Raw genomic sequence first — 18,172 nt, forward strand, 5'->3', positions numbered from 1 at the left:
CGCCCATGCTGCCCGACCGCCGATCCCCACGCCATCACATTCCCCTCGCACCGTCGGCGCCCCGCGGGAGGGCCTCGGCCGAGGCCGATTGTGATGGCCTGGGCGTCGGCTCCCACCTCTTGACAAATTTTCCTGTCAAGTGGAGCCTGAACGCATGTTGCGCTACGTCGAGGAGCCCGAGAAGGTGCGGCTGGCCCTGTCGCCGATCCGGCGGCGGCTGCTCGAACTGCTGCGCGAGCCGTCGTCGGCGACCCAGCTCGCCGCCGCGCTCGACCTGCCGCGGCAGCGCCTGAACTACCACCTGCGAGAGCTCGAGAAGGCCGGCCTGGTCGAGCTCGTGGAGGAGCGGCGGCGGCGTGGCTTCACCGAACGCATCCTGCGGGCGTCGGCCTCACTGGTGGTCGATCCGGCGGTGATGGGCAGGGCGTTCACAGAGATCCAGGACCAGTACGCCGCCGAGCACCTGGTCGAGGTCGCCGCGGGGACCGTGCGGGACGTTGCGCGGATGCAGAGCGCCGCGGACGCGGACGGGAAGCGGCTGCTGACGTTCACGGTGGAGGCCGAGGTGCGGTTCGCGGAGCCGGGTGACGTGCACCGGTTCACCGATGCGTTGACCGAGGCCGTGCGCGGCGTGGTGGAGGAGTTCGACAGCGAGGGCGGGCGGCCGTACCGACTGATCGCGGGAGGTCACCCGGCACCCCGCCGTACCGAAGGAGAGACATGAAGATCGTGGTGACCGTGGCCGCTCCGGTGGAAGCGGTGTGGGACGCGCTGCGGGACAAGGAGAAGATCCGGCACTGGCACGGCTGGGAGTACGACGGGCCGCAGGGCGGGCTCGACGAAGAGATCGACCTGATCTACTTCAAGCAGACGGTCGAGGACGGTACGACGCTGCGCATCGGCAACGGCGACGAGTTCGTCGTCGAGCCGCACGAGGGCGGCGCCCGGATCACGTTGACGCGGGCGCCGATGGGCGCGGATCCGGAGTGGGACGCGTACTACGACGACGTGACCGAGGGCTGGATCACGTTCCTCCACCAGCTCCGCTTCGCCGTCGAACGGCAGCCCGGTGAGGTCCGTCACACGCTGTTCTTCTCGGGCTCGGGGCCCGTCTCGCCGATCACCGAGCTGCGCGTTCCCGAGCAGCCGGCGGGTATGGCGTACGAGCTCGAACTCGTCGGCCAGGAAGCGAAGGGCGAGATCTGGTACCGCTCCGAGCACCAGGTCGGTCTCACCGTCGATGCCTGGGGCAACGGACTGCTGGTGCTCAGCCACATCCCGCCCGGCGACCGGAAACCCGACGGAGCGACGATGGCGATCCTGTCGCTGTACGGCGACACCGACCGGGACGAGGTCGCGGCCCGCTGGCGTGCCTGGTGGCGCGAGCGTTACCCGGAGGAACTCGAGATGTTCGAACAGTGAGCCGGGCGCCGGGCGGTTTGCTGGTTGGGTGAGCGGGTCATCGCAGACGGTGGTCGGCTGCCCGGTGAGCGGTTCGTCGCGGACCGTGGTGGACTTGCGCGGGCCGGGAACTGCTGGTGGTCTGGGGCGGACGTGGATGGCAGAATCGCGCAGACGGGTTGGCTGCCGCGGGGGTGCGACTCCCCCGGCGGCGCGACCGATCGCGATCAGGATGACGCCGGCTGGGGTGTGAGTGGAAACCGAATTCGTGCTGTCGCTCGGTGAGCAGCGCTGGACACTGCCGGCCGGGGCCGACACGATCACCATCGGCCGTGCCTCCAACGCCGACATCCGACTGCAGGCGGACGACCAGATCTCCCGCATCCACGCCCGCCTCACCCGCGACGGCGCCACCTGGACCCTGCACGACGAGTCTCGCAACGGCACCGGCCTGAACGGCCAGCGCCTCACCGGCCCGACTCCCCTCAGCACCGGCGACCGCATCCACATCGGCCGCTCAGTCATCACCTTCCACAAATCCACCATCCCGTCCCCCGACGCGGCCACCACAGTCCCGTCCGCTCCGCCCACCACTCCGGCCGCGCCGCCCACCACTCCGGCCGCGCCGCCCAGCACTCCTGCGCCGCCGGCCCCACCAACTGCCTTCCCGGCGGCGCCGGACGTACAGCAGCACCCAGCCGACCCGGTGCCGACTCCGCAGGCACATCGGGATCAGCCGCCGGCCGAAGCCGCGTTCCCGACAGACCGAGGCGCCGACGAGCAGTTCTCCACTGCCCGAGCGTTCCCGGACGACCCGGTTCCCGCGCCGCACACACCGCCCCACCAGTCGTCCCCCGCAGCCCCGGCGTACCCCGAGGCGCTCTCCACCCCGGACGATCCTGCTCCTGCTGGCACGAGTCCGTTCGCCCCGGATGACCGTGAGCCCGTTGGCAGGAGCCCGTTTACTCCAGACGACCGCGCGCCCGCCGGCACGAACCCGTTTGCGCCGGACGAACCTGCTCCCGCTGGCGCACCCCCGTTCGCGGTGGACGACCGTGGACCGGACGGAGCGAATCCGTTCGCGCCGACTGGGCAGGACCTGGATCGGAACGACGAGTACGACGTTGCGGGCGTGGTTCCCGGGTTTGACCTCGGCGACGGGGCAGCGCGCTCGGGTGACGCGGGCGCCTGGGCGGCGTACCCCTCGGCGGACAACCCGGAACCGGTCCGATCCCCCTGGGAGATCTCCGCGCAGATCGACCAGTCCGAGCCCAACTGGAACGCCTCGGACAGCTGGCCCGACCCCAGTGTCGCCACGGCCGACCGCCGTACCGCCGCCGCCGCCGCCGCCGACCAGCGAACCCCGGCCGAGCACCGCGCGACAACCGACCGCCGCTCACCCGCCACAGATCGCCGTACGGCGGGATCGGCCAGACTCCCCAGCACGGCGGACCCCGACGACACAGACGCCGTAGGCAGCGTCCGGCTCGCGCGCGTTCTGATCGCGGCCGGCGGCGTGATCGTCCTCGGCCTGATCGTGAACCTGATCGTCACCTTCCTCTCCGACGGTCCCGGCAACGCGCTCCGCTGGCTGGTCCCGCCGGCCATCGCCCTGATCGTCGCGATGGTGCTCGCCGTCACCGACGCCGCCGCGCCGAAGCCGCACCGCCCCGGCCGTCTCAATGTGTCCGTCCTGGTCGCGATCGCCGTCGTCCTTGTCGGCGTCGGCGTCGGCGGGTTCGCGCTGACCGCGGGAACGGAGTACGTCGCCGGCTACCTGACCGGCAACGAATCCGGCGAGGACCGCCTGATCAAACCGGTCGCGAAGTCCACCAACGGCATCACCCTGACCGTCGAGAACGTCACGTACACAGGCCATTTCACCCGCATCGAGGTCGCGGTCGCGAACGCCGCCAAGCAGGCGGTCACGATCCCCCTCGACGGTACGACGTTCACCGCCGCCGACGGCACCGCCCTGCGCGCCGACACCGGCAAGAGTTCGTGGCCGAGCCGGATCGCGTCCGGCGGCACCGAGCACGGCACAATCACGTTCAAGGGCCACCTGCCCGACAGCGCCACCACCGCCGTCCTCACGTTCAAATCCGGCGACACCACCTTCCCCGTCCCCGGCGTGACACTCAGCCAATAAGAACTTCTCCACCCTCGATCGCAGCGGATCGCTCCGCTTCAGATCTCGCGCCAGGTTTCGGCGAAGGCCAGGGCTGCGGAGCTGCCGAACCAGCCTTCGGGCTGGTGGATCTCGCCTTGGGCCGGGACGCCGTTGACGCGTACCTCGGCGGTGGCGCAGGGGCGGGCGATCGCTGAGGTTTCGTAGCCGGTGAGGCGCGTGAGTACCTGGAACGTGTCCAGTACGTCGCGCCACTCGAGTTCGATCGTGGTGGGTCCGCTGACGCAGGTGATGCGGTGGAACCGGTCGCCGCCGGACACCTCGGTGAAGCGCGCCGGCGCCGGTGGGCGGGTCTCGATCCCGCGGCCGCGGATGGTGTCGTAGTCGCGGTAGAAGCGCTCCCAGACGTACTGCGCGAGCTCCGGGTTGTCGGCGTACATCCCGATCGGCGCCGCAGAACCGAGGCCCGTTCCGGAGGGATCTGCCCAGATCAGCAGCGCGCGGCCCGCGCCGACGGGTGAGTACTTCGCCGTCCACATGCTCACCAGGAGGACGATCTCGTCGCTGCCGGGGCGGTACAGGATGATCATCGGGTTCTCACCGGCGATCGCGATGCCGCGCTGGATGACGGGCTCGGGCAGGGCCATGGGTGTCTCCTGATCTGGACGCTCAGTTGCTCCATGCTGCCAGCAGGTCGTGGCAGAACATGCGGATGGCTCGGTTGACCATTGTGGGACGTTCCCACGGGAGGAAGTGCCCCGCACCCTTGATCCAGAACGGGCCGACCGCTTCGGGAAAGGCGATCGCGCAGCGCTCGTCGGCGTGGTCGCCGACGGTGACCTGGTCCGCGCCGATCAGGATCAGAGCCGGCTGCCGCACCGGTCGATCGAGCATCTCCGGGGCCGACAGCGCCCGCGTGCCCATGACGACTTCGTAATCGGCGAAGGCAGCACGCAGCCGGGCCGCGTCGCCGTACGGCCCGGTCAGGAAGGCCAGATCCTCGTCGTCGAACGCGTCGGGCGGACACCACAGCCGATGCCCGTAGAACTCACCGATGTAGCGCCGGCGCTGTTCGGGTGTATCCAGCTCGGCGACCAGCGCGTCGGCGTGGAGCCCTTGGAGACGTTGGTAGTCGTAGACGGCCGGCTTCGGCCGCGTCGGCGGGATCCCCGCGGCGGCGAACGTCTCGGCCAGGTCGGGCATCGAGTCGTCCAGGATCACCAGGCGGTCCACCCGTTCGGGGTGCCGGTTCGCCATGTCGACGGCGATCATCGCACCGAGATCATGCCCGGCGACGACCACGCGATCCCAGCCGAGCGCGTCGAACAGGCCCGTCAGGTCGGCGTTGAACGCGTTGAGATCGTAGAACTCGTCCGGCGCGAAATCAGAATCGCCGTACCCCCGCAGATCCGGCGCGACCACGTCGAACCCCGCCTCGGCCAGCGGGACGAGGTTGTGCGACCAGATCCGGCTCGTGCACGGAAACCCGTGGAGCAGCAGCAACGGCACACCACCGATTCCACGACGCCGCACAGCCAGCTGGTGCCCTCGGCGTACGTCGACCCGCACAGGCTCGACGACTTCAGCAGGAAGAACCATGCATCCGGCTTACACCACGTTCCGGACGAAAAACCTCCGGAACGTGCGACTCGAGCCTCCGAACGACGAGCTCACAGCGCGGGCTCGCTGCCGGTGCGGTAGCCGGTGGGTGAGGTCCCGTACCGGCTGCGGAACCGCCGGGACAGGTGGAACTCGTCGGAGAAGCCGATCCGCCGGGCGATCTCCCGGCAGGTCAGATTGGTTGCCCGCAACAGGGTGGCTGCGACCTCGAGCCGTCGGTCGTTGCGGTAGGCAAGCGGCGACCTGCCGAAGCGGTCCCGGAACACCCGCCGGAACCGGTCGTATTCGAGATCGAGCCGGGCTGCCACGTCGCGCATCTCCAGCCTGGCCGGCAGGTCCTCGCTGAGCAGCCTCGCCGCCTGGTCCCAGCGGGCGGTCTCGTCGTCGACGCGTCGAGCCAGCGCTCCGGACAGCCAGCCCGCCAATGCCCAGATCTGCTGCTCGGCCCCCGAGCGCGGCGGAGCGCTGCGCAGCAACAGCGCCAGACCGGCCGGGCGGACACCACGCGGCAGCGGCCGGGGACCCGACCAGGTCAGCCGACCGGTCTGGCGCAGCAGGTCGAACGCCGGCCCTTCGACAACGGCGAACTACTCACTCCAGCACTGACCGGGGTGGGTGCCGTACCAGTGCTGCTCGCCGGGCAGCACCACCGTCAGCGAAGGCGCGACGATCGGTTCGGTGCGGCGATCGGCGTGCCGATAGAACCCGGTACCGGAAGTGACCAGTGAGATGACCGTGCCCGGCAGCGAGTGCAGCGGCCCCGGCACGAGCGGTTCGGCATCGGAGACCTCCCCCGCCAGCAGCACCCTGCCGAACGGGGTCGGGTCCTGGTCCGACATCGTGATCCGCTGGTAGCCACCGGCCATGAGATCCAACCTCCGTGCCAAAACGTGCATCGAGCAGCCATCGTGAGCATTCCGGCACTGGTACTGGTTTGCCAGAGTGATCATCATGACGAAAACGCAGAAACCGCTGGTCGAGGACGATCAGGTGGCCCAGTACGCCGCGGAAGGGTACTTCGTCCTGGAGAAGGTGATCGGCGCCGAGGACCTGGAGTTGTTGCGCGGCGCCGCGCAGTTCTCCATCGATCGCCTCGACGCCGCCATGGATGCCGCCGGGGTGGACCGGATCGGCATCAACGCCAAGGGCAAGCGGTACTTCAGCAACATGGTCTACCAGCAGCGCCCGGAACTGCGGCGCTTCATCTTCGGCCCGATCATGGAGCAGATCTGCCGCCGGGTGCTCGGCGAGAACGCCTTCCTGTTCTGGGAGCAGTACGTGATCAAGGCAGGCGATCCCGACACCACGTTCGCCTGGCACCAGGACTCGGGGTACGTCCACGAGAACCACACGCCGTACCTGACCTGCTGGATCGCGCTGGACGACGTGACCGAGGAGAACGGGTCGGTCTACCTGTTGCCGTACAGCCGATCCGGCATCAAGTCCTACATCAAGCACATCCCGATCGAGACCGGTGACCAGGTCTGCTACTTCGGCTCCGATCCCGGCCTGCCCGTGATCGTCCCGGCCGGGTCGATCGTCTGCTTCTCCAGCACGGTGATCCACCGCAGCGGGGCGAACCTGACCGACAAGCTGCGTCGGGTCTACCTGCTGCAGTACTCCCCCGAAGTGATCATGAACGGCGACGGTACGGCGCCGCACGGCTCCTACGAGGCCTTCCTGATCGACGGCAAGGTCGCCACCGCGGTCTCCTGACTGCATTCCCGAGTCACCCGCGCGTGTCGGCGAACGGATTCGGGATGGCTTCGAGCAGCTGCCGCGTGTAGTCGTCCTTGGGCGAACGGATCACCTCCAGAGAAGGGCCTTGCTCGACCACCTTGCCCTCGTTGAGAACGACGACCTCGTCGCAGAGCATCCGGGCACTCAGCAGGTCGTGGGTGATGTAGAGGATTCCGACGCCGCGCTCGTGCACCAGCTTGTCGAACAGTTCGAGTACTTCGGCCCGGATCGACACGTCCAGGCTGGAGATCGGCTCGTCGGCGACGATCAGCTCAGGTTCGACCGCCAGCGCGCGGGCGATGACCACGCGCTGGCGCTGACCTCCGGACAGCTCGTGCGGATAGCGGTTGAGGAACCGCCGTCCCGGCGACAGCGCCACCGTCTCCAGCAGCTCGATCACCCGGTCACGCAGCTGGGCACCGTGCAGGTGCTGGAAGTTGATCAAGGGCCGGGCCAGCGTGGCGCCGAGCGTCTTGGTCGGATTCAGCGCCGAGTACGGATCCTGGAACACCATCTGGACGCTGCCCCGATAGCTGCGCAGCCGGCGTCCGCGCATCCGTGCGACGACCTGATCGCCATCGGAGCCGTGGAAGGTGATCCGGCCCGACGTCGGCGCATCGACCCCCGTGATCATCCGGGCGATCGTCGACTTGCCACTGCCGCTCTGCCCCACCAGAGCCGTCACGCCGCTCCGCCGGAGTACGAAGTTCACTCCGGTCACGGCCTCGGTCCGGACGGCGCGCAGTCCCTGCCTGCGGACGTAGGTCTTGGACACGTTCTCGATCGTGACCAGCGGCCGGCTCCGGACCATCTCCGCCGACTCGGCGGCGGACTTCACGAACTGCGGCCCGGCGAACGTGCGGATCGGCGGGCCGATGTCGGCACCGGTCCCGTTCTCGGCGGCGCCGCGCTGGACGGCCGCGACGTGACATGCCGCCCGACCGTCCCCGAGGACCGTCTGTGCGGGCTCGACCTCTGTGCAGCTGTCGATCCGCTCCGGACACCGGGCAGCGAACGCACACCCCACGGGCCGATGCGCAAGATCCGGCGGCCGGCCCGGGACGTAGGTGATGCGTACGGTCTCCGCGCGCGGATCGCCGTACGATCCCAGCAATCCCTTGGTGTACGGGTGCAGCGGATCGCGGAGCAGTTGCCGCGTCGCCTGCTCCTCGACGATCTTGCCCGCGTACATCACCATGGTCCGGTCGGAGAGATCCAGCACGGTGCCGAGGTCGTGGCTGATGAACAGCACCGCGAAGCCGAGTTCTTTCTGCAGCCGCCGGACGTTCTCCAGGATGTTGTGCTGCACAACGACGTCCAGCCCGGTCGTCGGCTCGTCGAGTACGACGAACCTCGGCCCGATGGCCAGCGCCAGGGCGAGGTTGACCCGCTGCCGCATCCCGCCGGACAGTTCGTGCGGGAACGCGGTCATGAACTTCGGGTCGATCAGGACCATGTCGAACAGCGTCCTGATCCGCTCGGTGACCTCGTTGCCGCGCAGCGAGGTGTGGCACTGGATGACATCTGCGAACTGCGCCTCGACCCGGGCCACCGGGTTCAACGCGTTCATGCTGCTCTGGAAGACCGTCGAGATGTCACGCCAGCGGTACTTGCGCAACTCGGCCTGGCTCAGGTGGGTGATGTCGGTGCCGTCGAAGGTGATGGACCCGCCGCTGATCCGTCCCGGCCGTTCCAGCAACCTCAGCACGGCCGTGCCGACCGTGGTCTTGCCCGAGCCGGACTCGCCGATCAGACCGACGAACTCACCGTCGTCGATGCTGAAGCTGAGCTCGCTGACCGCGTCGACGGCGGCCCGTTGCTTCGGTTCGTAGCGGATCGACAGATCGCGTACTTCGAGGAGCGCCATGTCTCAGTCCTCCCTGAGGTGCGGATTGCTGAGCAGATCGATGCCGAAGTTGATGAACGCCATCGAGGTGATCAGGATCGCCAGCACCAGACCGGGGACGAACACCCAGGCGAACAGGCCCTGGGAGATCGCGCCGGCGGCGTCGGCCTGGTAGAGGATCGTTCCCCAGGACACCGAGTCGCTGCTGCCGAGTCCCAGCACCGCGAGCCCTGCCTCCGCGCCGATCGCGCCGGTGGCGGCACCGACGAACGCGGCGGCGACCAGCGAGGTCATGTTCGGCAGGATCTCGGAGAAGATGATCCGGAGCGTGCCGTCGCCGGAGAACTTCGCCGCGGTGACGAAGTCCCGGTTCCGCAACGTGATGATCTGGGCCCGCTTCCCCCGCGCCGCGCCCGCCCAGGACGTGATCGCGATCACCCCGACGATCAACGGGATGCCACGCGTGTCGGAGTACGCGACGAGCGTGATGATCAACGGCAGCACCGGGATGACCAGTGCGGTGTTGGTGAGGAATGTCAGGACGTCGTCGACGACCGTTCCTTCCGCATAACCGGAGACCAGTCCGATCAGCAGCGCGATCGCGGTCGCCAGCAAGCCGCCGAGCAGCCCGACGAGCAGCGAGACACGACTGCCGTAGATCACCTGGGAGAACACGTCGACACCGGCCACGTTCGTGCCGAGCAGGTGCCGCGCCGACGGTCCGGTCAACGGTGTGAACGAACCGTCGGTCGGCCCGTACGGCGCGATCACGGGAGCCAGCAGCGCGACCAGGACGTAGATCGCCACGACGACGATCCCGACCCGGGCCTTCTTGCTGCTCCACACCACCCGGTACCAGCGGTCGGCGACGTCGGAGCCTGCGGCCTGCTCCTCGGGCGCTGGCGGTTCCGCCGGCGAGATCGACGTACCGGGAAGCACCGGATTCTGCGCACTGCTCATGCGGCTGCCCTCCTGGCGCGCGGATCGAGGATGCCGTACAGCAGATCGGCGATCAGATTGGCGACCAGCGTCACGACCGCGGTCAGCAACATCAGGCCCTGCAACAGCGGATAGTCCTTGATGCCGACCGCCTCCCCCATCAGCCGGCCGAGGCCGGGATAGTCGAAGACGGTCTCCACCAGGATGGTGCCGCCGAGGACGCCACCGAGCGCGAGTGCGAACCCGGCGACGCTCGGCAACAGGGCGTTCCGGGCGGCATAGCGCAGGGCGATCATCCGGTCCGGCAGCCCCTTGGCGCGGGCCAGCCTGATGTAGTCCTCGCCGAGATTCATGATCATCGTGTTGCGCATCCCGAGGATCCACCCGATCGGCGTCACGATCATCAACGTCAGGGCCGGCAGGAACGCGTGCGACACCGCGTCGTAGATGAACGCCCCGTTGAACCCCGGCGTCGACGCCTCGTAGCCGCCGGCCGTCGGGAACCAGCCGAGGCCGTAGCCCAACCCGTAGATCAGCAGCAAGGCGATCCAGAACGGCTGCAGGGTGCCGACGAAGGTGGAGATCACGGTCACCGAGGTGTCGAACCGGCTGTTCCGCCGCCACGCGGCGAAGGCGCCCAGCAGGATCCCGATGGCGAACGACAGCACCTGGACGGCGCCGACCAGGATGACGGTCCACCAGAACGCCATACCGATCACCTCCGCCACCGAGTACGGGAAGTAGGTGTAGGAGATCCCGAGGTTGCCTTGGATCAGCTGTCCGAGGTAGTTCCAGTACTGACTGAACAGCGAGCCGGACGGAGCGCCCAGCAGATCGCGCATCGCCTCCACCTGCGCGCGATTCAGCTGCGCGTTCTTGCCGACGAGGTTCTGCACCATCAGCTCGGCGGGATCCCCCGGCTGCAGCCGGGGGATCATGAAGTTCAGCGTCACGACGGCCCACAGGGTGAGCACGAAGAACCCGACCTTGCGCGCGAAGTAGCGCATCGGACTACTTCGACGGCGGTGCGGTCAGGTGCGTGATCCACACCAGCGGCTGGTCCTGCGGATTCGCGTACGGATCCTCCGCGGACGGCCAGCCGACGGCGTGATCGGTGCGGTAGATCGCCCGGGCCGGCGCGTAGAGAATCGGGAGCACTGGGTAGTCGGTCATCATCGCGTCGACAAGGACGCCGACCTGTTCCTTCGTCGCCGCCTCGTCGGTCGCGGCCGCGAGCGCCCCGATCGCCTTGTCCACGGCGGGATTCGTGTAGCGCCCGACGTTGCCCTTGATCGTGGTCTTGTCCGGGATCTCCGCCGTCGAGACGGTCGCCCCCATGCCGTGTGCGTAGTCGCAGCCGGCGCCCATGTAGTTGATCATCAGCTGGAAGTTGCCGCTCTTCTTCTGCTGGTCGACGGCCTCCGGCGGCATCTTGTTCGCCGTGATGTCCAGCCCGAGCTTCCGGAAGTTGCTGGTCAGCTCGTCGGCCATCGCCTCGTAGTCGATCCAGCCGGCCTGGACCGAGAAGGTGATCTTGAGCGGCGAGCCGTCGGGGTTCTGCCGCAGGCCGTTCGAACCCTTCCGGTAGCCGGCGGCGTCGAGCAGCTCGCCGGCCTTCGCCTGGTCGAACGGGATCACCGTGCTGTTCGCCGGGTACTTCGCGGGCAGCAGGTCGTCCTTCTCCGGCAGCGGCAGCCCGGACTGGCTGGCGACCTTCATCAGGCCGTACGTCGCCTTCTGGGTCGCGCTCTGCTTGTCCATCCCGTACGCGAGCGCCTCCCGGAACTTGACGTCGTCGAACGGTTTCTTGGTCAGGTTCGGCGCGAGCACGGTGAGGCCGTTGGGCGCGTACCAGACGTGGTTGGTCTTCGGGTCGGCAGCGACGAACGCCTTCTGCGGGTTGGGAATCTCGCCGGAGTAGAAGTCCAGCTCGCCGGCCTTCAGCTTGGCCGCCGCCTGGTTCGCGTCGTAGTTGCCCTCGAGAACCAGCTTCTGGACCTTGATCTTGTCGGCCTGCCAGTAGTCGGGCCGGCGCTCGAGCTCCAGCCGCCGTCCGTTGTAGGTGGCGACCTTGAACGGCCCGGTCGAGATCGGGGTCTTCGAGACGTACTTGGCCGGATCACCAGCCGGCCCGAACTCCTTCTCCGACACGATCTTCTGGCCGATCAGGTAGGGAAACTTGGTGGCCGCCGGGCCCTCGAACTCGAACGTCACCTTGTCGCCGTCGGCCGTGACCGACTTCCCCTTGGGCCCGAACGTGTCGTTCCAGACGCCGGCCAGGTCGATCGACGGATACTTCTTGGTCAGGTTGTAGGTGAACGCGACGTCCTTCGCGCTGAAGGGCGACCCGTCGCTCCACTTCACCCCCTGGCGGATCGTGAACACGAGCTTGGACGGGCTCTCCCAGCTGTAGCCCGTTGCCAGCCACGGGACGACCTTGCAGTCCAGGGAGCTCTGCTGCATCAACGGCTCGAACAGCCAGGTCCGGACCGTCTGCTGGACCGCGAACGGGTTGTAGTTGACCAGACTCCCCATCGACGCGTCGGACTCGGTCGGCAGATTCAGCTCCGGGATCGTGCCGCCCGCCGCATTTCCCTGCTGCTGTTGCTTCTCGCCGGCGACGCGACTGCCGGCACATGCCGGCAACGCCAGCACGGCCAGCGACAACGTCGCGACAAGGATCCCCCGCCATGACCCCCGTCCTCGTCGGATGTGGAACGAAGTACTCGTCATGACGACACCTCCGTGTGTCAGGTTGCTACCTGGTTCGAATGCTGTGTCTGTGTCTGTTCCAGTTCAGGCCTGGCAGCCGCAGCTGGCTCTCCGGACCAGCCGCGACGCGAGAACGGTCTCGGGCGCGACGTCCGCGCCGTTGATCAGGTCGAGCAGCAGCCGGGTCGCTGTCGCTCCGAGCTCGGCCAACGGCCGGGCGACGGTGGTGAGACCGGGACTCACCAAAGAACTCATCGGGACGTCGTCGACGCCGGTGATCACCAGATCGCCGGGCACCCGCAGGCCCCGTCCCAGGACCGCCATCATCAGGCCGAGTGCGGTTTCGTCGTTACCGCACACGGCGCCGTCGTATCCGCCGGCCAGTACCTCGTCAGCAGCCTGTACGCCGTGTGTCTGTTCGAGCCCGGTCCGGTACTGCGTCCCCGGCCGGAGCCCGAGCTCCGCGTGCGCGGCCACGAACGCTTCCCAGCGCTCGGTCAGGTCCGGCGATCCTTCGGGGTTGCCGACGAAGATCAGCTTGCGCAGCCCGTGATCAGCCAGCAGGTGGCTGACCAGCTGCCGGAACGCCTGATGGTCGGTCCGGACGACGACCGGCGCCGGATGCGGATCCGGACCGATCATGACCACGGGATGGCGGGCCGCCAGTTCCTTGATCACCGCCTTCGGCACGGTGCCGCCGTGGATGGCCATCCCGTCGACGCGCCGGGCGACGTCGAGCAGTTCGTCAGGCGCTTCGCGGCGCAGGTGGGTGCCGATGACGTGCACGCTGATCTGGCGCGGCACGGCGACGCTCTCGACACCGTTGATCAACTCGGCGAAGTAGGGCCCGGACAAGCCCGGGAACACCACCGCCAGGGCGCCGTGGCGACGGTTGGCCAGGGCCTCCCCGAGGTGGCTGGGCCGGTAGCCGTACTGCTCGATCGCGGCTTGCACCTTGGCCCTGGTCTTGGGTGAGACGCTCCCGATGCCACGGTAGACACGCGACACGGTCGCAATGGAAACACCCGCCAGCTTGGCGATCTCGCGCACGTTCATGCGGTCGTCAGTCACTGCCGAGCCTCCTCGTCTGACTGGTAAGGCCTTGCCGGGTTGGGAGTGTAACCGGTTACAATTCCAACCGCCAGAGCTCGTCGCCAGACCCGACCGGAGCGTTACCGCGCCGTTGAAGGAGCCTCATGAGCCCAGCAGCCGAGAGCGACACCCGTCCCGTCGACGACCCGCGGCGCGGGCACATCGCGCTGCGGTCCGGCCGGATCGAGGTCGACGCGACGCCCACGCTGATGCTGTCCGGCGAGGTGCACTACTTCCGCCTGCGGCGCGACGACTGGGCCGATCGGCTGGTCCAGGCCCGGGACGCAGGGCTGGACACCATCGCCAGCTACATCCCCTGGATCTGGCACGAGTTGCCGGACGGCGAGCTCGACCTCACCGGGCGGACCTGCCCGGAACGGGACCTGCCGGCCTTCATCGACCTGTGCGACTCCCTCGGCCTGCGGTTTCTCGCCCGGCCCGGTCCGTTCGTGATGGCCGAGCTGAAGAACGAGGGCATTCCACACCGCATCTACCGCGAGCATCCGGACGCCCACCCGGCCGGCTGGGACGGCGCGGCAGCCACGACCGAGGACCTCGACTACCACCACCCCGGTTTCCTGGCCGCGGCCGAGCGCTGGCTCGGCGCCGTTTGCGAGGTGCTCGCTCCGCGCCAGGCCCCGGACGGCCCGGTCGTCGGCGTCCAGCTGGACAACGAGGTCGGCATGCTCGCCTGGGTGTCGAACACGCCGCACCTGGACGATCTTGCCATCGGCAACTTCTTGGCCTGGCTGGCCGACCGGCACACCACGGAGGGTGCCGCCAAGCTGCTCGGCACGACCGGCGACGATTTCGGCCGGCTCGCGGCTGCCGTTCGCTCGGGCGGCGATCCGGCGCGGACACTGGCCTTCCACCAGGAGCTCGGGCTCTGGGCGCGGGACGACTTCGCGAAGTACCTGCAACACCTGGAGTCCTTCACCCGTGAGCACGGCATCTCGGTGCCGTTGCTGATCAACGTCCACGGCACCGGCGGCGGTCGCGGTACGACGTTTCCGATCGGGATCAGTCAGCTCGCCCCGTCCTATCGGGGACGCCACGGAGTGCTAGCCGGCTCCGACTACTACCTCGGCGAGCTGACCGTACAGAATGTCGCCGATCTCTATCTGTGCAACGCGATTCTCGCCTGCGTCAACGGGCCGGACCAGCCGGCGACGTCGTTGGAGTTCGAAGTCGGGACCGGTGACTACGGCGACAACCTGGATGGCCTCAGCTCGCCGGAGTCCGGCGTACACAAGACGCTGCTGACGCTCGGCCAGGGGAATCGGCTGATCAACTACTACCTGCTGACCGGTGGCCGCAACCCGGTCCTCGAGGGCTCCGAGGACGACGGCATCCCGCGGATCGCCTTCACGGGCGAGCGTCACGGGTTCGCGGCACCGATCGATCCCGAGGGGCGAGCCACGCCGGCGTACGACGCCCTGGCGAACCTGATCAAGGAGGTTCGCGCCTACGAACCGATCCTCGCCACCGGGCGGCAACTGACCGACGATCTCGGCTTCGGCTTCGTCGCCGATCACTACCTCACCGAGTACGCCCATCCCACGGACACCGCACGCCGCGCGCAGGTCGACGACCTCGTACGCTATCGCGGTTTCGGCGCCCGGGACGCGCTCGGCCGGGCGATCGTGCTCGGCGGCTACCACGTCGATGCCGTCGACCTCCAGGCGATCGCCGATCCCGAGTCCGCGTGGGCCGCCGGTACGACGGCACCCGAGGCACCGCGGACGATCGTCCTCAGCACCCCGCGCACGCTGGGACAGAAGGTTCAGCAATGGCTCACCGATCATGTCCGCAACGGCGGCAACCTGTTGCTGACCGGGATGCTGCCGGATCGCGATCACGACGGTACGCCGTGCACGATCCTGGCCGACGCCTTCGGTCTGTCCTCAGCCGGTGTCCGCGCCGACCGGCGTGACGACTCGGGACCGTACTGGCCGACGGTGACCGGATCCGGCGACTTCTCCATCGACGCCGACCTGCGGGTCGCCTCGGCGCAACTGCTGAAGGTGCCCGACGGGGCCACGGTCCTGCTTCGCGAAATCGGGTCCGGCCTGCCGTGCGCGGTCCAGGCGCCGCTCGGCGCGGGGTCGATGATCTTCGTCGGCTGCGACTTCCCGGCCGCCCACCTCGACAACTGGCGGAACTTGTTCGCGAGACTCGGTGTCAGCCCCCGGGTCCGCATCGACGCCGACCGCACGGGCTTGGTGACCGTGCCGGTCGCGTCGGAGCACGGCAACCTGCTGATCACCGTCAACGTGGCGCCGTACCCGATCACGGCGTCGATCAGCGTCGACGGGCAAGAGGTACAGCCATCGACGACCTTCCCCGCCCGCGGCCACGCTTTGCTGCAGTGGTAACCATGATCTGTCCGAGAAAGGACCCCGTATGACCTCCTCGACTCCTGCGCCCGCGCACTTCCTCTGGGGAGCCGCGACCGCCGGCCACCAGATAGAGGGCGGCAACACCAACACCGGCCACTGGATGCTGGAGCACGCCCCGGACACCTGGGTCAAGGAACCCTCGGGAGACGCCTGCGACTCCTACCACCGGTACGGCGAGGACATCGCGCTGCTGGCGCAGGCCGGACTGAACGCGTACCGGTTCTCGCTGGAATGGTCGCGGATCGAGCCGGCCAAGGGTGAGGTGTCCCGGGCACAGCTCGACCACTACCGGCGCATGATCGACAGTTGCCGATCGGCCGGTGTCGAGCCGATCGTCACGCTGCAGCACTTCACCGTGCCGCTCTGGCAGCACCAGGAAGGTGGCTGGTACGCCGCCGACGTCGTCGACCGGTTCCGGTTCTTCACCGAGACCGCGACCCGGATCCTCGACGACGTCACCTGGGTGGTGACGATCAACGAGCCGAACATGATGGTCAACCAGACCGAGGCGCGGATCGACACCGAGGTCGGGGTGAACTTCCCCGGGCCGTCGCCGCACGCGTCCCAGGTCATCGCCGAGGCCCATCACGCATCGGTCGAGGTACTGCGCGGCCTCGGCCACGTCCGGGCCGGCTGGTCCGTCGCGAACCAGGTCTACCAAGCGGTCCCCGGCCACGAGAAGGATCGCGACGAGTGGGCCTACTGGCGGGAGGACTTCTTCCTCGAGCAGAGCCGCGACGACGACTTCATCGGCGTGCAGTCCTACCTGCGCACCATCATCGGGCCGGACGGGCCGGTGCCATTCGCCGACGGTGTCGAACGCACCCTCACCGGCTGGGAGTACTACCCGGAGGCGCTCGGCCAGGCGCTGCGGCACACCCGCGACGTCACCGGCGGCGTACCCATGCTGGTCACCGAGAACGGCATGGCCACCGCCGACGACACCCGGCGGATCGCCTACACGACGGGAGCGCTGAGCGGTCTCGGCGAGGCGATCGACGACGGCTGCGACGTTCGCGGCTACCTGCACTGGTCGCTGCTGGACAACTACGAGTGGGGATCGTACGAGCCGACGTTCGGGCTGATCGCCGTCGACCGCGAGACCTTCGTCCGTACCCCCAAGCCGAGCCTTGCCTGGCTGGGCGACCTGGCCCGTCGCAACGAGCTCCCGCGGGTCCCGGAACGGCCGGAGGCCGCGGCGAACTTCGCCGCGGCCATCGCGCGCTAGCCGGTCGGTTGCTCGACCATCCCGAACCCCTGGCTGCGGTAGATGTGGTCGGTCGGCTGCTCGGCGAAGCGCGCGGCCGTGGTCAGCACCGGGTGCTCGAAGAACGACTTGCTCTCGGCCGGGAACTCCAGCGGGGTCCCGACGTCCAGCCAATGGCTGACATGCATCATCGCGATCATCGGCCGGGGCCGATCGGTGCGGTTCGGCATTCCGGCGTGCCACAGCCGGGCGTCGCGGATCACTACGCTGCCGCGCCGGATGCCGGGCTGGATCGGCGCGGAGATCCTGCGCCGCGCCTCCAGCGCGTCCGGCGGTACCTCGATGTCACCACCGACACCGACTGTGACGTCCCGGTGGGTTCCGAGCCAGATCTCGGTGGCGCCGTTCTCGGCCGAGACGTCGACGGTGGGGACGTTCACCACCAGTTGGGCCGGCGGATGCGCGACCTCCAGGGCGTCGGAGGGCCACAGGTGTCCCACGTCCGCATGCACCGGCTGCCGGGTGTCGCTGGGCAGCGACGTGTTCCCGCTGTACATGACGTTGCGCAGACCAGGCCCGAGGACCGCCGAGGTCACCGCGATCACCTGCGGGTTCAGCAGCACGTCCGCGAACAGGTACGGCTCGAACGGTGGCGGATCCTGCTGGATGTTGCCCGCCGTCCAGTTGTACGGCGCATCGGGCCGAGCCCGGAGCAGCGCCAGATCGCTGACCATGCGCTCATGCAGCGCATCGAGGTGATCCAGGCCGACCACGTCGGCCAGCACCACCACGCCGTCCGCACGCAGCGCATCCAGCGCGGCCCGCAACCGCTCCGGCGCCAGCCCTTCGCCCGCCCGGTCAGATTCTTGAACGTCGATCGTGATCACGCGTGCTCCCGTCTCGCCAACAGGTTCGGTCATGATCACCTTGGCAGCGCAGCGTCCACCGAGGAATGACCACCCTGGCAGGCCCATGAACGTTCTGGCACGGCGTTGGTGGTCACCGGCGCCAGGACGGTCTTAGGCTGAGCGACGTCGGCTGACTGCCGGGCGGCTCGATCGGGGCGCCCCCGGAGATCACCGCGGGAG

General features: G+C 68.5%; 16 protein-coding genes. 6 read left to right on the top strand and 10 right to left on the bottom strand.

What is annotated here, in order from left to right:
• The first annotated feature begins 154 nt into the window (after window positions 1-154).
• The 3 genes from BJY22_RS37845 to BJY22_RS37855 all read left to right on the top strand — a co-directional run bounded on the left by BJY22_RS37845 (window position 155) and on the right by BJY22_RS37855 (window position 3,550).
• Window positions 155-724 (top strand): winged helix-turn-helix domain-containing protein, encoded by a 570-nt coding sequence (locus tag BJY22_RS37845; RefSeq protein WP_167216665.1) that lies wholly within the window; start codon window positions 155-157, stop codon window positions 722-724.
• Window positions 721-1,422, top strand: a complete 702-nt coding sequence (locus BJY22_RS37850) for an SRPBCC family protein (RefSeq protein ID WP_167216667.1) — start codon at window positions 721-723, stop codon at window positions 1,420-1,422. The genes BJY22_RS37845 and BJY22_RS37850 overlap by 4 nt, the downstream gene beginning before the upstream one ends.
• 232 nt (window positions 1,423-1,654) lie before the next feature.
• Window positions 1,655-3,550: an FHA domain-containing protein gene (locus tag BJY22_RS37855; protein WP_167216669.1), complete on the top strand. Its 1,896-nt coding sequence runs from the start codon at window positions 1,655-1,657 to the stop codon at window positions 3,548-3,550.
• Between the two features lie 38 nt (window positions 3,551-3,588).
• Here BJY22_RS37855 and BJY22_RS37860 read toward each other — a convergent pair whose 3' ends face one another.
• From BJY22_RS37860 to BJY22_RS37875, 4 genes are all read right to left on the bottom strand, one after another.
• The gene (locus BJY22_RS37860) at window positions 3,589-4,176 is read right to left on the bottom strand and encodes a hypothetical protein (protein ID WP_167216671.1); all 588 of its coding nucleotides are present in this window, start codon (window positions 4,174-4,176) and stop codon (window positions 3,589-3,591) included.
• 22 nt (window positions 4,177-4,198) lie between these two features.
• Window positions 4,199-5,128 carry an alpha/beta fold hydrolase gene (locus BJY22_RS37865; protein ID WP_167216673.1) on the bottom strand — a complete coding sequence of 310 codons (930 nt, stop codon included), beginning with the start codon at window positions 5,126-5,128 and terminating at the stop codon, window positions 4,199-4,201.
• Between the two features lie 71 nt (window positions 5,129-5,199).
• Window positions 5,200-5,625, bottom strand: a complete 426-nt coding sequence (locus BJY22_RS37870) for a helix-turn-helix domain-containing protein (RefSeq protein ID WP_167216675.1) — start codon at window positions 5,623-5,625, stop codon at window positions 5,200-5,202.
• Between the two features lie 111 nt (window positions 5,626-5,736).
• Window positions 5,737-6,102, bottom strand: a complete 366-nt coding sequence (locus tag BJY22_RS37875; protein ID WP_167216677.1) for an AraC family ligand binding domain-containing protein — start codon at window positions 6,100-6,102, stop codon at window positions 5,737-5,739.
• Here BJY22_RS37875 and BJY22_RS37880 point away from each other — a divergent pair.
• The gene (locus BJY22_RS37880) at window positions 6,101-6,865 is read left to right on the top strand and encodes a phytanoyl-CoA dioxygenase family protein (RefSeq protein ID WP_167216679.1); all 765 of its coding nucleotides are present in this window, start codon (window positions 6,101-6,103) and stop codon (window positions 6,863-6,865) included. The two genes, BJY22_RS37875 and BJY22_RS37880, sit on opposite strands and share 2 nt — an antisense overlap.
• 13 nt (window positions 6,866-6,878) lie before the next feature.
• On the opposite strand, the gene BJY22_RS37885 is transcribed toward BJY22_RS37880, so the two are convergent.
• From BJY22_RS37885 to BJY22_RS37905, 5 genes are all read right to left on the bottom strand, one after another.
• Window positions 6,879-8,756 carry a dipeptide ABC transporter ATP-binding protein gene (locus tag BJY22_RS37885; protein ID WP_167216681.1) on the bottom strand — a complete coding sequence of 626 codons (1,878 nt, stop codon included), beginning with the start codon at window positions 8,754-8,756 and terminating at the stop codon, window positions 6,879-6,881.
• A gap of 3 nt (window positions 8,757-8,759) precedes the next feature.
• The gene (locus BJY22_RS37890) at window positions 8,760-9,695 is read right to left on the bottom strand and encodes an ABC transporter permease (RefSeq protein WP_167216683.1); all 936 of its coding nucleotides are present in this window, start codon (window positions 9,693-9,695) and stop codon (window positions 8,760-8,762) included.
• Window positions 9,692-10,681, bottom strand: coding sequence for an ABC transporter permease (locus BJY22_RS37895; RefSeq protein ID WP_167216685.1), 990 nt, complete (start codon window positions 10,679-10,681; stop codon window positions 9,692-9,694). Before BJY22_RS37895 ends, BJY22_RS37890 begins: the two co-directional genes overlap by 4 nt.
• Window positions 10,682-10,685: 4 nt before the next feature.
• On the bottom strand, window positions 10,686-12,407 hold the full coding sequence (locus tag BJY22_RS37900; RefSeq protein WP_167216687.1) for an ABC transporter substrate-binding protein: 1,722 nt from the start codon (window positions 12,405-12,407) through the stop codon (window positions 10,686-10,688).
• 63 nt (window positions 12,408-12,470) lie between these two features.
• Complete coding sequence (locus BJY22_RS37905; RefSeq protein ID WP_337759781.1) at window positions 12,471-13,457, bottom strand: LacI family DNA-binding transcriptional regulator; 987 nt, start codon at window positions 13,455-13,457, stop codon at window positions 12,471-12,473.
• A gap of 125 nt (window positions 13,458-13,582) precedes the next feature.
• Between BJY22_RS37905 and BJY22_RS37910 the strand changes: the two genes are divergently transcribed.
• Together BJY22_RS37910 and BJY22_RS37915 are read left to right on the top strand one after the other, a co-directional pair.
• Window positions 13,583-15,853 carry a beta-galactosidase gene (locus BJY22_RS37910; protein ID WP_167216689.1) on the top strand — a complete coding sequence of 757 codons (2,271 nt, stop codon included), beginning with the start codon at window positions 13,583-13,585 and terminating at the stop codon, window positions 15,851-15,853.
• Between the two features lie 28 nt (window positions 15,854-15,881).
• On the top strand, window positions 15,882-17,105 hold the full coding sequence (locus BJY22_RS37915; RefSeq protein ID WP_167216691.1) for a glycoside hydrolase family 1 protein: 1,224 nt from the start codon (window positions 15,882-15,884) through the stop codon (window positions 17,103-17,105).
• Here the strand turns inward: BJY22_RS37915 and BJY22_RS37920 are convergent.
• Entirely contained in the window at window positions 17,102-18,004 is a 903-nt protein-coding gene (locus BJY22_RS37920) for a phytanoyl-CoA dioxygenase family protein (protein ID WP_167216693.1), read from the bottom strand. The two genes, BJY22_RS37915 and BJY22_RS37920, sit on opposite strands and share 4 nt — an antisense overlap.
• Window positions 18,005-18,172: the final 168 nt, after the last annotated feature.

The sequence above is a fragment of the Kribbella shirazensis genome (assembly GCF_011761605.1).
Classification (GTDB): Bacteria; Actinomycetota; Actinomycetes; order Propionibacteriales; family Kribbellaceae; genus Kribbella; species Kribbella shirazensis.

Coding starts and splice junctions, on each gene's coding strand:
- BJY22_RS37845 (WP_167216665.1), top strand. CDS start 155: ATGTTGCGCTACGTCGAGGAGCCCGAGAAGGTGCGGCTGGCCCTGTCG.
- BJY22_RS37850 (WP_167216667.1), top strand. CDS start 721: ATGAAGATCGTGGTGACCGTGGCCGCTCCGGTGGAAGCGGTGTGGGAC.
- BJY22_RS37860 (WP_167216671.1), bottom strand. CDS start 4,176: ATGGCCCTGCCCGAGCCCGTCATCCAGCGCGGCATCGCGATCGCCGGT.
- BJY22_RS37865 (WP_167216673.1), bottom strand. CDS start 5,128: ATGGTTCTTCCTGCTGAAGTCGTCGAGCCTGTGCGGGTCGACGTACGC.
- BJY22_RS37880 (WP_167216679.1), top strand. CDS start 6,101: ATGACGAAAACGCAGAAACCGCTGGTCGAGGACGATCAGGTGGCCCAG.
- BJY22_RS37875 (WP_167216677.1), bottom strand. CDS start 6,102: ATGATGATCACTCTGGCAAACCAGTACCAGTGCCGGAATGCTCACGAT.
- BJY22_RS37885 (WP_167216681.1), bottom strand. CDS start 8,756: ATGGCGCTCCTCGAAGTACGCGATCTGTCGATCCGCTACGAACCGAAG.
- BJY22_RS37890 (WP_167216683.1), bottom strand. CDS start 9,695: ATGAGCAGTGCGCAGAATCCGGTGCTTCCCGGTACGTCGATCTCGCCG.
- BJY22_RS37895 (WP_167216685.1), bottom strand. CDS start 10,681: ATGCGCTACTTCGCGCGCAAGGTCGGGTTCTTCGTGCTCACCCTGTGG.
- BJY22_RS37900 (WP_167216687.1), bottom strand. CDS start 12,407: ATGACGAGTACTTCGTTCCACATCCGACGAGGACGGGGGTCATGGCGG.
- BJY22_RS37910 (WP_167216689.1), top strand. CDS start 13,583: ATGAGCCCAGCAGCCGAGAGCGACACCCGTCCCGTCGACGACCCGCGG.
- BJY22_RS37915 (WP_167216691.1), top strand. CDS start 15,882: ATGACCTCCTCGACTCCTGCGCCCGCGCACTTCCTCTGGGGAGCCGCG.
- BJY22_RS37920 (WP_167216693.1), bottom strand. CDS start 18,004: ATGACCGAACCTGTTGGCGAGACGGGAGCACGCGTGATCACGATCGAC.